Below are 13,766 nucleotides of genomic sequence, written 5' to 3'. Positions count from 1 at the left end.
CGTCCTGTCAGGCGTCGTCGGGGCCGTCGCCCCTGAGCGGGTCCGCGATCCCGACCGGCTGGACCAGCCAGCCGAAGTCGCCGAGCCCGCCCGGTGCGGTGAGTTCGGCGGCCTCGCCGGCGCCCGCGAGGGCGCGGACGTAGGCGGTCGGGTCCGTGGTCGCCAGGGACAGGGGCGGCCGGGCGGCGGTGACGCCGAGGGCGCGCAGCGCGTCCCGCTGGGCCAGCAGCCGGGCCCCCGGCAGCGCGCAGGCGTCCAGGGCGACATGGGCGGTGATGTCGCACGAACCGTCCGGCACCGGCGCCGTCTCCCGGCCCTCCCGGAAGCCGGTGAGCGTCCCGAAGGGCGGCCGTGCGTCCGCGCGGTGCGCGTAGTCGACGGCGACCGCGAGACCCCGTTCGACGCCCGCGACGGCCGAGGCCCAGGCGCGGTCCCGGGGCAGCCCGATCTCGGCGCGCATCCCCTCCTCCGGGGCCGGCGGCCACCACCGCTCCAGCCAGGCCGCCTCCTCACCGCCGACGGCCTCCCCGAGCCGTTCCCGCCCGTCCGCGCGGACGAGGACCAGCCGGGCCACGCCCGCCGTGTCCACCTCCACGACGTCCACCGGCACGTTGTCCAGCCACTCGTTGGCGAACAGCAGCCCGGTGATCCGCTCCGGCGGCTCGGCGAGCCACTCGACGCGGTGATCGAGTCCGTCCGGCCGGTCGGCGAGTTCGACGGCGTACGCGCGCGTGCGGCCGGCCACGTCCACGGGGAGCGCCGCCAGGACGCCCCCGGCCAGCTCGCCCCGGCCCGCGCCCATGTCCACGAACCCCAGCTCGCGCGGCCGTCCCAACGCCTCGTCGACCCGGCACAGCAGTCGCGCCACGGCCCCCGCGAAGAGCGCGGACGCGTGCACCGACGTCCGGAAGTGCCCGGCGGGCCCCTCCGGCCGCCGGTAGAAGCCACGGGCCCCGTACAGAGCCTCGCCGGTCGCGACACGCCAGGGCAGCCAGGGGCCCGCCTCGCCGGCGGGGGGCCGGTCCTGCGCCCCCTGCGGCTCCGCCGCACGGGCGCGACAGACGTCGCACGACCCGCAGTCGCACACCACGTACCCTCCCGAGCTCCCGGACGATCCCTCGCCGCCTGAGGCTATGCCGCCTCCACCTTGGGGAGTACATGGCCCTGTCATGGATCGGCCCTCCGGTTGACCCCGGTGTGCCGCGCGCTTCCCTACGCTGGGTCACGTGCAGCGCCTCTATGACTTCCTCCGCAGGCACCCGACAGGGGTCGACGCCTTCTGGGCCTTCGTCCTGCTCGGGATGTCCGTGCTCGGCGGACCGATCAAGTCCGAGTACGCGGTGGGTCCGACCGATTCCGCGCTCGTGCCGATCAGCCTGGCTCTCTGCCTGTCGGTCGCCCTGCGCCGCCGTATGCCGGAGAAGATGCTGGTGCTGGCCGCCGCCGCGGGCATCGCGCAGCTGTTCCTCGACGTGCCCATGATCCCGGCCGACTTCGCGATGCTGGTGGTCATCTACACGGTCGCGGCGAACGGCGCCCGCTGGGCCTCCCGGTTCGCCCTTGCCGGAGGTCTGTGCGCAGCGCCGCTGGCGCAGATGCGGTGGAGCGACGAGCAGACGGGCATGCTGGGCAACGCCGTGCTCGCGATCATCCTGACGGTGCCGTTCGCCCTCGCCTGGGTGCTCGGCGACTCGCTGCGCACCCGCCGGGCGTACTTCGCGCAGCTGGAGGAGCGCGCCGCCCGCCTGGAGAAGGAGCGCGAGGCGCAGGCCAAGGTCGCGGTCGCCGCCGAGCGCGCCCGGATCGCCCGTGAACTGCACGACGTCGTCGCGCACAACGTGTCGGTGATGGTCGTCCAGGCCGACGGTGCCGCCTACGTCCTGGACGCCGCCCCCGACCAGGCGAAGAAGGCCCTGGAGACCATCTCGTCCACCGGACGCCAGGCCCTCGCCGAGATGCGCCGTCTGCTGGGCGTCCTGCGCACCGGTGAGCACCAGGAGGTCGGCGAGTACGTCCCGCAGCCGGACGTCGAGCAGATCGACGACCTCGTGGAGCAGTGCCGCACCGCCGGTCTGCCCGTCGACTTCAAGATCGAGGGCACCCCGCGCCCGCTGCCCAGCGGTGTGGAGCTGACTGCGTACCGCATCGTCCAGGAGGCCCTGACCAACACCCGCAAGCACGGCGGCCCGAACGCGGGTGCGAGCGTCCGGCTGGTCTACTTCGACGACGGGCTCGGTCTGCTCGTCGAGGACGACGGCAAGGGCGCCCCGCACGAGCTGTACGAGGAGGGCGGCGCCGACGGCCAGGGACACGGCCTGATCGGGATGCGCGAACGCGTCGGTATGGTCGGCGGCACGCTCGACGCGGGCCCCCGGCCCGGCGGCGGCTTCCGCATCAGCGCCCTCTTGCCCCTCAAGCCCGCACACTGACACGGTCGTGCCCCAGGAACAGGCTGACACCTGCCACGGACGGCACCCGACGACACCCCCTGGACACGGAAGAGGACCCCGATGGCGATCCGCGTAATGCTCGTCGACGACCAGGTGCTGCTGCGCACCGGGTTCCGGATGGTGCTGGCGGCCCAGCCGGACATGGAGGTCGTGGCCGAGGCGGGCGACGGCGTCGAGGCCCTCCAGGTGGTGCGGTCGACAGCCGTGGACGTGGTCCTCATGGACGTCCGGATGCCGAAGCTGGACGGCGTCGAGGCCACCCGCCGCATCTGCGCCGAACCCAACCCGCCGAAGGTGCTCATCCTGACCACCTTCGACCTCGACGAGTACGCATTCTCCGGGCTGAAGGCGGGCGCCTCCGGGTTCATGCTCAAGGACGTGCCGCCAGGCGAACTGCTGGCCGCGATCCGTTCCGTGCACAGCGGCGACGCCGTCGTGGCGCCCTCCACCACCCGGCGGCTGCTCGACCGGTTCGCGCCGATGCTGCCGGGTGCCGCCGATCCCCAGCACAAGGAGCTGGAGCGGCTCACCGAACGCGAACGCGAGGTGATGATCCTCGTAGCCCAGGGACTCTCCAACGGTGAGATCGCCGCCCGCCTCGTCCTGTCCGAGGCCACCGTCAAGACCCACGTCGGCCGCATCCTCACCAAGCTGGGCCTGCGCGACCGTGTCCAGGTGGTCGTCCTGGCGTACGAGACGGGCCTGGTACGGGCCGGGGGACACGGCTGAGCCGGCGGTCGTGTGACGCCCGCCCTATGTCGTGTCCGCAAAGTCCCGCCTGCGCCGCGCGGGCACGACCAAAGGGCTTTCCCGTAATCCCCCGGCGGGCGCACGACGCCGGCCACGGCACCTCGCCGCGTTGTCGGAACGCCCGCATACATCCAGTATGCGGACCCCCTCCGGCTTGCGATGCTCCCCCACTGCCTGAACGGCGTGGGAGGTGCCCCCAGCATCCGATGCCGTGCGCTGACCCACCGCGGATCACGGGACAGCCCTTAGGGTGCGCGCATGCTCCTGTGGATCAACGGCCCCTTCGGGGGCGGCAAGACCCAGACCGCCCACGAGATCCGGCGCCGGCTGCCGGGCAGCGTCATCTGCGACCCTGAGCACCCGGGCTTCGGCCTCCACCGCATGCTGCCCGCCGAACTGCGGGGCGATTTCCAGGACCTGGTGTCCTGGCGGCAGGGCGTGGTCGAGGTCCTGGACCTCGTCCTCACCCGGCACGAGGGCGTGGTGATCGCCCCCATGACGGTCACCAGCCCTGCCTATTTCACGGAGACCGTCGGCCGCCTGCGTGAACTCGGCCACGACGTACGGCATTTCACGCTGCTCGCGGAGCGCGGGACCGTCCTGAAGCGGCTGCGGGAACGCGGCTTCAACCACCTCCTCAAGTACGTGGCGGGGAAGAACGTCCCGCTGCGCAGGGAGAGCTGGGCGGTCGGACAGCTCGACCACTGCCTGGAGCGGCTCCGGGAACCGGAGTTCGCCGAGCACCTGTGGACCGACCACACGACCGTCCCGAGGACGGCGGACCGCATCGCCGTCCTCGCCGGCCTCACCCTCCGCCCGAACAACGAGGGCCCTCTGCGGACCCGCCTCCGCCAGGCCCACGTCGGCGTACGGCACATGCGCGTCGACTGACGGCCGCCCGGGCGACTGCGTGGCGGCAGCCCACAGGGAGCCGCCCGGCGTTCGTCAGGTGCCGGGACCCGTCCGGGTCAGGCGATCCGCCTACCGCAGCACCCCTTCCAGGAAGTCGCTGCCCAGGCGGGCCACCACCGTCACGTCCAGTTGGTGCAGGACGTACCGGCCCCGGCGGCGGGTGGTGAGGAGGCCCGCCTTCTTCAGGACGGCGAGGTGCCGGGATATCTCCGGCGCCGTCATGCCCAGCATCTGGGCCAGCTCACCCGTGGTGTACGCGCTGCGGGCGAGGTTGCGGCACAGGCGCATCCGGACGGGGTGGGACAGGGCGGTCATGCGCAGGGCGAGCTGCTCGACCGAGGGCGGGGCGGCGGGCTCGGCCGTACTGACCGGGTACTGGAGCACCGGTTGCCAGCCGAACCGGTGCAGGACGGTCAGGTGGGGCCGGCCCAGGCTGGTCGGAACGAGGAGGAGACCGCCGTCCTCCGTGGCCGTCCGGCTCTCGACCAGCTTGTCCACGGTGATCCGCGCCGCCGCCTCGTCCAGGGCGATCGACGGGGACACCGCGCCCAGCGCCCCGGCCAGGCCCTTGTGCCGCAACAGCTCGGTCTTGTGGCGGGCGTCCCCGGCGAGGGTGTGGCGCAGCCGGGACCACGTCTCGGCGAAGAACGCCTCGTCGCAGTCCTCCAGGAACTGCCGCAGCCAGGCCCGCACCCCCGGCGGGTCCGCCAGCAGCCGCTGCGCGAACCGCACCTGCCGCGGCCCCCGCGCGGCGGCCAGCTCCAGGGCGAGCCGACGGGTCTCCGGGTCGGACAGCACGTCGCGCTTGCGCGAGTCGTAGCCAGGGGTGCAGACGAACTCGAGTCCCGCATCCACGAACTGGTCGTCCGTCAGTTTGTCGAGCAGATCCAGTTCCTCGGCGAGTGTCCCGCCGGGGAGCGTGTCCCGCCCGGGGACGCCGGCGAAGGGCATGAACAGGTCCGAGAACGTCGTACGCCACAGGAAGTCCGCCTCGCACATCCGGTCGGCGAGATGCGCGTCGAGCCGGGCGGTCACCCCCGTCACCCAGCCCTGCAGTCCCGGATGGTGCCCCGGCTCGGCCAGCACGTGCAGCGCCATGCCGAGCTCGGCCAGGGGCGAGGGAACGAAGGCCACCTGCTCCCGCCGCAGCCCCGTTATGTCGATGCGCACGCTCATGGCCACATGGTGCACCCGACCACCGACAAAGCCCTCGCCGCGGACCCCTCAGGCCCCGAGCGCCGTCCTCACCCGCGTCACGAAGTCCGCGACCGCCCGCCGTACGTCCCGCTCCGTCCACTCCAGCCCTGCCGCCCGCACCTCCACCTCGGTGACGGCCAGTCCCGGCCCGCCCCTGTCCCAGGCGTGGGCGAACAGCAGCGTCCTGGTCTCCTCGCCCTGCCGGACCGCCGCCTCCGCGACGACATCGACGTCGTACGGGAGCCACACCTGGAACTCCTGGGTGTGCGGCACCTCCGGGTGCACCCGCGCCCACGGCACCCCCGCCTCCGCGAACCCCTCGCGCAGCGCGGCGGCGACGACGCGCGCGTGCCGGACGTACTCCGGCAGCCGGGGCAGCTCCCGCTCCAGCCCGACGAGGGCCGACAGGGCGGTCGGGAACTGCTGGAAGAGCTGGCCGCCGTACCGGTGCCGCCAGGCCTTCAGGTCCTCGACCAGCGTCCTGGGGCCGGCGATCGCGGCACCGCCGTAGGCGTCGAGGGACTTGTAGTACGAGACGTAGACGCTGTCGGCGAGGGCCGCGATCTCGTCCACGGTGCGGCCGAAGTGGGTGGCGGACTCCCACAGGCGGGCCCCGTCGAAGTGGACCACCGCGTCGCGTTCGCGCGCCGCCTCGGTGAGCGCCGACAGCTCCTCCCAGGAGGGCAGGACGAACCCGGCGCCCCTGAGGGGCAGTTCGAGCATCAGCGTCCCGAAGGGCTCGGCCAGGCCGCCGACCTCGTCGGCGGTCGGCTGCCGGGCCTCACCCGTCAGCCGGACCGGGCGCAACCCGCTGAGCTGGCTGAGCGCGTTCCGTTCGTGCACCTCGGGGTGGGACAGTGCGTGCAGCGCGACAGCCGGGTTCCCGGTCCGGGCCGCCCAGCAGCGCAGGGCCACCTGCTGGGCCATCGTGCCGGTCGGGAAGAAGGCGGCGGCCTCCATGCCGAGCAGCGCGGCCGTCCGCTCCTCCAGGGCCTCGACGACCCCGTTGCCGTAGACGTCCGCCGGCGCGTCAAGGTCGTACACGTCCCCGGCCGCGTCCAGCACGGCCAGCCGCTCCCAGACCGTCCCCAGGGCGCCCGGCCGCGACAGCACGCGGTCCGCCGCGCGGTGCGCGATCCGGCGGCGCCTGTACCGCGACATCGCCGCGGACTCGCCGCTCGCCGCGCCGGACTCGTCGCCTGCCACGCCCGCCTCGTCCTTTTCGCCCGCCACGGGCCCCTCCGCCGGGTCCGTCCCGTCGTGCGTCCGTGCCGTCGCCTTCTCCGCCGCGTCCGTCATCCCTGGATCATCCCGCGCTCCGCCCTCGACACACGGATTTCACACTGCCACGACCTGCGGACATTCCGCGCGGAAACCCACAGCCTGTGGACAACCGATCGACCCTCGAACCAATCGCGTTAACATGACGAGAAATCGTCCGGTACCCAGAGCGGACTGGAACGGGAAGGCCACCGCGAGTGAGTACATTCCAGCAACCAGAGCCGAAGGACCGCCCCGCGCGGCTCACCGTCGGCGTCGTGGGCGCCGGCCGGGTCGGCCCGGCGCTGGCCGCGTCTCTGAAGCTCGCGGGACATCGCCCGGTGGCCGTGTCGGGGGTCTCCGACGCCTCCCGGCGACGCGCCGCCGAGCTGCTGCCCGACGTGCCGCTGATGCCCCCGGCCGACGTACTGCGCCACGCCGACCTGGTCCTGCTGACCGTCCCCGACGACGCCCTGCCGGGCCTCGTGGAGGGCCTCGCCGAGACCGGGTCCGTACGTCCGGGCCAGCTGCTCGTGCACACCTCCGGGCGGTACGGCGCGAAGGTGCTGGACCCCGCGCTGCGGGCCGGGGCGCTGCCGCTGGCGCTGCACCCCGCGATGACGTTCACCGGGACCGCCGTGGACGTGCAGCGGCTCGCCGGGTGCTCCTTCGGGGTCACGGCGCCCGAGGAACTGCGGCTGGCCGCCGAGGCGCTGGTGATCGAGATGGGCGGCGAGCCCGAGTGGATCGCCGAGGCCGACCGCCCGCTCTACCACGCCGCCCTCGCCCTGGGCGCCAACCACCTGGTGACCCTGGTCGCCCAGTCCATGGAGCTGCTGCGCACCGCCGGTGTCACGGCCCCCGACCGCATGCTCGGCCCGCTCCTCGGCGCCGCCCTGGACAACGCCCTGCGCTCCGGTGACGCGGCCCTCACCGGCCCGGTCGCGCGCGGCGACGCGGGCACGGTCGCCGCGCACATCGCCGAGCTGCGGGCGCACGCCCCCGCGACCGTCGCCGGGTATCTGGCGATGGCTCGCGCCACCGCCGACCGGGCCCTCGCCCACGGTCTGCTCAAGCCGGAGCTCGCCGAGGACCTCCTCGGGGTACTCGCGAACGGAGCAGGCGGGACCAACGGGACCGAAGGGAACGCCGGATGACCACCACCGTGCTGCGCACCGCCGACGAACTGCACGCACGCACGCATGCGGGCCGCCGCGCCGTCGTGATGACCATGGGCGCCCTGCACGAGGGCCACGCCACGCTGGTCCGCACCGCCCGCGAGATCGCGGGCGCCGAGGGCGAGGTCGTCGTCACCGTCTTCGTGAACCCCCTCCAGTTCGGTGCGGGAGAGGACCTCGACCGCTATCCGCGCACCCTGGACGCCGACGTCAAGCTCGCCGAACAGTCCGGCGCCGACGTGGTGTTCGCCCCTGCCGTCGACGAGGTCTACCCGGGTGGCGAACCCCAGGTGCGCATCACCGCGGGCCCCATGGGCGAGCGCCTGGAGGGCGTCTCCCGCCCCGGCCACTTCGACGGCATGCTCACCGTCGTCGCCAAGCTGCTCCACCTCACCCGCCCCGACGTGGCGCTCTACGGCCAGAAGGACGCCCAGCAGCTCGCCCTGATCCGCCGCATGGTCCGGGACCTCAACTTCGGCGTGGACGTCGTCGCCGTCCCCACCGTCCGCGAACCCGACGGGCTCGCCCTCTCCAGCCGCAACCGCTACCTGTCCGCCCAGGAACGCCGTACGGCCCTCGCCCTCTCCCAGGCCCTGTTCGCGGGCCGGGACCGGCACGCCGCGCAGGAGGCCCTCCGTGCGCGTGCCCGCGAGGTGCCCGCCACGCGCGCGCGTGCCGAGGCCCTCAGCGCGATCGGCGAGTCCCGCGCTGCCGCCGACGCCCACGCCATGGCCAAAGCCGCGCCCGGTGGTCCCGCCGCCGTCCGCGCCGCCGCCCGTCTGGTCCTCGACGAGGCCCTGCGCATGAAGCCGCCGCTGGAGCTGGACTACCTGGCCCTGGTGGACCCGTCCGACTTCACCGACATCCCCGACGACTTCACCGGCGAAGCCGTCCTCGCCGTCGCGGCCCGGGTGGGGACGACCCGGCTGATCGACAACATCCCGCTGACCTTCGGAGCCGCCCCGTGACCAGCACAGGCATACGACTGCACGCGCCCGCACCGGGCTGGTCCATCGATGCCGACGTCATCGTCGTCGGCTCCGGCGTCGCCGGCCTCACCGCCGCGCTGCGCTGCGAGGCCGCCGGCCTGAACACGGTCGTCGTCACCAAGGCCCGCCTCGACGACGGCTCCACCCGCTGGGCCCAGGGCGGCATCGCCGCCGCCCTCGGCGAGGGCGACACCCCCGAACAGCACCTGGATGACACCCTCGTCGCGGGGGCCGGCCTGTGCGACGAGGACGCCGTACGTCTCCTCGTCACCGAGGGCCCCGACGCCGTGCGCCGCCTCATCGAGACCGGCGCCCACTTCGACGAGTCCGAGGAAGGCGGCCTGGAGCTGACCCGTGAGGGCGGCCACCACCGCCGCCGCATCGCCCACGCGGGCGGCGACGCCACCGGCGCCGAGATCTCCCGGGCCCTCGTCGAGGCGGTACGCGCGCGTGGTCTGCGCACGATCGAGAACGCGCTCGTCCTGGACCTCCTGACGGACGCGGAGGGCCGGACCGCCGGTGTCACCCTGCACGTCATGGGCGAGGGCCAGCACGACGGCGTGGGAGCCGTCCACGCCCCCGCCGTGGTCCTCGCCACCGGCGGCATGGGCCAGGTCTTCTCCGCCACCACCAACCCGTCCGTGTCCACCGGCGACGGCGTGGCCCTCGCCCTGCGCGCGGGCGCCGAGGTCTCCGACCTCGAATTCGTACAGTTCCACCCCACGGTGCTCTTCCTCGGCGCGGACGCCGAGGGCCAGCAGCCGCTGGTCTCCGAGGCCGTACGCGGCGAGGGCGCCCACCTGGTCGACGCCGCCGGCACCCGCTTCATGATCGGCCAGCACGAACTGGCGGAGCTGGCGCCGCGCGACATCGTCGCCAAGGGCATCATGCGCCGGATGCAGGAGCAGGACGCCGAGCACATGTACCTGGACGCCCGGCACTTCGGCGCCGACATGTGGGAGCACCGCTTCCCCACGATCCTCGCCGCCTGCCGCGCCAACGGCCTCGACCCCGTCACCGAACCCATCCCGGTGGCCCCCGCCGCCCACTACGCCTCCGGCGGCGTCCGGACCGACTCCCACGGCCGCACGACCGTCCCCGGCCTCTACGCCTGCGGCGAGGTCGCCTGCACCGGCGTCCACGGCGCCAACCGGCTCGCCTCGAACTCCCTCCTGGAGGGCCTGGTCTACGCCGAGCGCATCGCCGCCGACATCGCCGCGGCCCACGCGGAGAACGGCCTCCACGCGCGCGTGCCGCAGCCCGTCCCGTACGCCGAGAAGCCCGCGCACCCGTTGCTCGCCCCGGAGATACGGTTCGCGATCCAGCGGACCATGACCGAGGGCGCCGGTGTGCTGCGCTCCGAGGCCTCGCTGGCGGCCGCCGACGCGGCCCTGGACCGGCTGCACGCCGACGCCCGCGACGCCCTCCACGAGAACGGCAAGACCGCCGAACCCGGCGTGGACACCTGGGAGACCACCAACCTCCTGTGCGTGGCCCGTGTCCTGGTCGCCGCCGCCCGGCTGCGCGAGGAGACCCGCGGCTGCCACTGGCGCGAGGACCACGCCGAGCGCGACGACACCGACTGGCGCCGCCACATCGTCGTACGGCTCAATCCGGACCGCACGCTCGCTCTACACACCACGGATACCGCAGACTTCCCCCCGACCAGGCCGCATCACCAGGAGCAGTGACAGACGTGAGCACCCCCGAACTTCCCCTCGCCTCCGCAGGCGGCTGCGGCGACGGCTGCGCGTGCGGCGCCGACGACGGCCTCACGGGCGAGGAGTACCTGGAGTGCGGGCTCGACCCCGCGCTCGCCCAGCTCCTGGCCGACGCCGGACTCGACCCCGTCGAGGTCGAGGACATCGCCAACGTCGCCATCCAGGAGGACCTCGACCACGGCGTGGACGTCACCACCGTCGCGACGATCCCCGAGGACGCCCGCGCCACCGCCGACTTCACCGCCCGCGAGGGCGGCGTCGTGGCGGGCCTCAGGGTCGCCGAGGCGGTCCTGTCGGTGGCCTGCTCCGACGAGTTCGAGGTCGAGCGTCACGTCGACGACGGCGACCGCGTGGAGGCCGGGCAGAAGCTCCTCAGCGTCACCGGCGCCACCCGCGACCTCCTCACCGCCGAACGCAGCGCCCTGAACCTGCTGTGCCGCCTCTCCGGCATCGCGACCGCCACGCGCGCGTGGGCGGACGCCCTGGAGGGCACCAAGGCGAGGGTCCGCGACACCAGGAAGACGACGCCGGGGCTGCGCTCCCTGGAGAAGTTCGCCGTCCGCTGCGGCGGGGGCGTCAACCACCGCATGTCGCTGTCCGACGCGGCCCTCGTCAAGGACAACCACGTGGTCGCCGCCGGCGGGGTCGCGCAGGCCTTCAAGGCCGTCCGCGAGATGTTCCCCGAGGTGCCCATCGAGGTCGAGGTCGACACCCTCCACCAGCTCCGCGAGGTCGTCGACGCGGGCGCCGACCTGATCCTCCTGGACAACTTCACGCCCCTGGAGTGCGAGGAGGCCGTCGCCATCGTCGCCGGCCGGGCACTGCTGGAGGCGTCCGGCCGCCTCACCCTCGCCAATGCCAAGGCGTACGCGGACACCGGCGTCGACTACCTGGCCGTCGGGGCCCTGACCCACTCGTCCCCGATCCTGGACATCGGCCTCGACCTGCGCGCGGCCGAGTAGGACGGGGGCCGGCCATGCTGCTGACGATCGACGTGGGCAACACCCACACCGTCCTCGGTCTGTTCGACGGCGAGGACATCGTCGAACACTGGCGCATCTCCACGGACTCGCGCCGCACCGCCGACGAGCTGGCGGTCCTGCTGCAGGGCCTCATGGGCATGCACCCGCTGCTCGGCGAGGAACTCGGCGACGGCATCGACGGCATCGCGATCTGCGCGACGGTCCCCTCGGTGCTGCACGAACTGCGCGAGGTGACCCGGCGCTACTACGGGGACGTCCCCGCGGTCCTCGTCGAGCCGGGAGTGAAGACCGGCGTGCCGATCCTCACCGACAACCCCAAGGAGGTCGGCGCCGACCGCATCATCAACGCGGTCGCCGCGGTCGACCTGTACGGCGGGCCCGCGATCGTCGTCGACTTCGGTACGGCGACGACGTTCGACGCGGTCAGCGCGCGCGGGGAGTACGTCGGCGGAGTCATCGCGCCCGGCATCGAGATCTCCGTCGACGCGCTCGGCGTCAAGGGAGCCCAGCTCCGCAAGATCGAGGTCGCCCGGCCGCGCAGCGTGATCGGGAAGAACACGGTCGAGGCGATGCAGGCGGGCATCGTCTACGGGTTCGCCGGCCAGGTCGACGGCGTGGTGAGCCGCATGGTCCGCGAACTTGCCGAGGATCCGGACGAGGTGACGGTGATCGCCACGGGTGGGCTCGCGCCGATGGTGCTGGGCGAGTCCTCGGTGATAGACGAGCACGAGCCGTGGCTGACGCTGATCGGGCTCCGGCTGGTGTACGAGCGGAACGTGTCGCGCCTCTAGTGCTGTGACCGGAAAGGTTTGCCGGACAGCTCGCTGCGTCCGGTGCCGGGGGCACCTCCCACGCCGTTCAGGCAGCGGGCAAGCTTCGCAAGGCGGAGTATCACCCGCGTACTGGAGGTACGCGGGTGATGCGACAACGCGGCGAGGTGCCGTGCCGGGCGTCGCGAGCCGGTGAACCTTTCCGGTCACAGCACTAGGGGGTAGGGCACCGGCTCGTCTTCCCGCTCGGGGGTGCGAGTGGTTTTGGCGCCTGCGGGTGGGTGGGGGGTGTTCGCGCAGATCCCCGCGCCCCTGAAACCTGAGGGGCTGCCGGCCCGCGCCCCGCGCTTCTCAGTGAGGGGCGGGCCGCAGGCCCGGACCTTCAGGGGCGCGGGGAACTGCGCGAGAAACCACGAACCACCCGCACCCGCCAACGACAGGCGTACCGCCGAGCTGTAAGGCGCCCACCGCAAGATCCGCCCACGCGGGTGGTCCCCGGCGCCACGCGCCCCACGCTGAGCTGTTTTGTCTGATTAGCGCGTATCGTCGCCGCATGCCCACGCCCCACGGAACCCGCGGCGGCATGGCGTTCGGCGCAGAGGAGCTGCGTGTGCTCCGTCGTGCCCTCGCCCTCGCCCTGAACCCCAGTCCCGCCTCGGCGGAGGACGTCCAGGACTGCCTCCGGCTCGCCGAGTCCGTCGACGAGGCGACTCGCGAGGACGCCCGCCTGAGGGCCTTCCTGCTGGCCGACCTGGCCCGCTACCGCGCCGCGCTGCCCGGCACGGTCACGAGCTACGCGGCCCTGCTGGAGGAGGCCCTGGACGCCGGGTGCCGCCCCCACCCGGACGACCTCGCGGCGCTGCGCGCCCTGCGCGGCAACCCCACGGCGGCCGCCCTCCTGGACCGCTGTCGCTCTCTCGCGGAACAGGACGTGCGCGCCCGCTTCGGGGGGCGCACGGCGCGAACGGTGGTCGTGCCGGCCTCCCGCTCCGCCGGCGTCCACCCGCGCGGGCGGCTCACCGCCCTGCCGGGCGGTCTGTCGGAGCGTGCGGCACACCCGCATGCGGCCGGCGAGGAGCCCGGCGAGCAGCCCCCGAAGCCGGCCAGGCCCGCCCGTCCCGCCCAGCCCGCCGACAAGCCGGGCCCCGTGCCCCGGCCCGACGCGCCGCGGCCGAGCCGCCGCCCCATCCCCACTCCGGGCGAGGTCTTCCCGCCCAAGCGGAAGCCCGGCTCCCCGCCCGCGAACCCGCCCCACCAGCTGGCCGCCGTCTAGCCCTGGCTACCCTGGACGCATGGACTACGTCTCCGCGCTGTTGCCCCCCTTCGTGATGGCCGCACTGTTCATCGGTGTGATCAGGGTGATCGTGAAGACCCAGGGCGGCCCCAACAAGGCCAAGGAGGACGCGGTCGTCGACGCGGCGCTCGCGCGCGCGGACCGCGCCCGCCCGGTCTCCGACAGCGACAGCTGAGGCTCGGCGCCCGACGCCTCGCACCCATCGGCGTACGACTCGTGTGCTTTTCGAGTCGTACGCCCTTTTTGTCCCCCCTCTCCGGAT

At 73.6% G+C, this 13,766-nt stretch carries 13 protein-coding genes; 10 read left to right on the top strand and 3 right to left on the bottom strand.

Annotation, left to right across the window (positions count from 1 at the left end):
• Nucleotides 1-7 precede the first annotated feature (7 nt).
• A complete protein-coding gene (locus ACZ43N_RS15035) occupies nucleotides 8-1,090 on the bottom strand; it encodes an SAM-dependent methyltransferase (protein ID WP_468097766.1) in 1,083 nt (360 codons plus the stop codon).
• Nucleotides 1,091-1,226: 136 nt separating this feature from the next.
• On the opposite strand from ACZ43N_RS15035, the gene ACZ43N_RS15030 reads away from it, so the two are divergent.
• From ACZ43N_RS15030 to ACZ43N_RS15020, 3 genes are all read left to right on the top strand, one after another.
• The gene (locus ACZ43N_RS15030; RefSeq protein WP_468097765.1) at nucleotides 1,227-2,429 is read left to right on the top strand and encodes a sensor histidine kinase; all 1,203 of its coding nucleotides are present in this window, start codon (nucleotides 1,227-1,229) and stop codon (nucleotides 2,427-2,429) included.
• A gap of 81 nt (nucleotides 2,430-2,510) precedes the next feature.
• Nucleotides 2,511-3,179 carry a response regulator gene (locus tag ACZ43N_RS15025; protein ID WP_468097763.1) on the top strand — a complete coding sequence of 223 codons (669 nt, stop codon included), beginning with the start codon at nucleotides 2,511-2,513 and terminating at the stop codon, nucleotides 3,177-3,179.
• Nucleotides 3,180-3,458: 279 nt separating this feature from the next.
• The gene (locus ACZ43N_RS15020) at nucleotides 3,459-4,091 is read left to right on the top strand and encodes an AAA family ATPase (RefSeq protein ID WP_468097762.1); all 633 of its coding nucleotides are present in this window, start codon (nucleotides 3,459-3,461) and stop codon (nucleotides 4,089-4,091) included.
• Nucleotides 4,092-4,181: 90 nt separating this feature from the next.
• Here ACZ43N_RS15020 and ACZ43N_RS15015 read toward each other — a convergent pair whose 3' ends face one another.
• A complete protein-coding gene (locus tag ACZ43N_RS15015) occupies nucleotides 4,182-5,288 on the bottom strand; it encodes a DUF5937 family protein (protein ID WP_468097761.1) in 1,107 nt (368 codons plus the stop codon).
• A 48-nt stretch (nucleotides 5,289-5,336) separates the two neighbouring features.
• Nucleotides 5,337-6,470: a threonine aldolase family protein gene (locus ACZ43N_RS15010; protein WP_468098150.1), complete on the bottom strand. Its 1,134-nt coding sequence runs from the start codon at nucleotides 6,468-6,470 to the stop codon at nucleotides 5,337-5,339.
• A gap of 317 nt (nucleotides 6,471-6,787) precedes the next feature.
• On the opposite strand from ACZ43N_RS15010, the gene ACZ43N_RS15005 reads away from it, so the two are divergent.
• The 7 genes from ACZ43N_RS15005 to ACZ43N_RS14975 all read left to right on the top strand — a co-directional run bounded on the left by ACZ43N_RS15005 (nucleotide 6,788) and on the right by ACZ43N_RS14975 (nucleotide 13,679).
• Complete coding sequence (locus tag ACZ43N_RS15005; protein WP_468097760.1) at nucleotides 6,788-7,726, top strand: Rossmann-like and DUF2520 domain-containing protein; 939 nt, start codon at nucleotides 6,788-6,790, stop codon at nucleotides 7,724-7,726.
• Nucleotides 7,723-8,715 (top strand): pantoate--beta-alanine ligase, encoded by a 993-nt coding sequence (gene panC, locus ACZ43N_RS15000; RefSeq protein ID WP_468097759.1) that lies wholly within the window; start codon nucleotides 7,723-7,725, stop codon nucleotides 8,713-8,715. The genes ACZ43N_RS15005 and panC overlap by 4 nt, the downstream gene beginning before the upstream one ends.
• Nucleotides 8,712-10,427: an L-aspartate oxidase gene (locus ACZ43N_RS14995; RefSeq protein ID WP_468097758.1), complete on the top strand. Its 1,716-nt coding sequence runs from the start codon at nucleotides 8,712-8,714 to the stop codon at nucleotides 10,425-10,427. The genes panC and ACZ43N_RS14995 overlap by 4 nt, the downstream gene beginning before the upstream one ends.
• Nucleotides 10,428-10,432: 5 nt before the next feature.
• Nucleotides 10,433-11,419, top strand: a complete 987-nt coding sequence (gene nadC, locus ACZ43N_RS14990; RefSeq protein ID WP_468097756.1) for a carboxylating nicotinate-nucleotide diphosphorylase — start codon at nucleotides 10,433-10,435, stop codon at nucleotides 11,417-11,419.
• Nucleotides 11,420-11,433: 14 nt separating this feature from the next.
• The gene (locus ACZ43N_RS14985) at nucleotides 11,434-12,231 is read left to right on the top strand and encodes a type III pantothenate kinase (RefSeq protein ID WP_468097755.1); all 798 of its coding nucleotides are present in this window, start codon (nucleotides 11,434-11,436) and stop codon (nucleotides 12,229-12,231) included.
• A gap of 562 nt (nucleotides 12,232-12,793) precedes the next feature.
• A complete protein-coding gene (locus tag ACZ43N_RS14980) occupies nucleotides 12,794-13,483 on the top strand; it encodes a hypothetical protein (protein ID WP_468098148.1) in 690 nt (229 codons plus the stop codon).
• A gap of 19 nt (nucleotides 13,484-13,502) precedes the next feature.
• On the top strand, nucleotides 13,503-13,679 hold the full coding sequence (locus tag ACZ43N_RS14975; RefSeq protein WP_468097754.1) for a hypothetical protein: 177 nt from the start codon (nucleotides 13,503-13,505) through the stop codon (nucleotides 13,677-13,679).
• The last annotated feature ends 87 nt before the right edge of the window (nucleotides 13,680-13,766 follow it).

Source organism: Streptomyces sp. NPDC030814 (assembly GCF_055572155.1).
The sequence above is the reverse complement of the archived record's forward strand: the minus strand, read 5'-3'. Positions and strand labels throughout refer to the sequence as shown.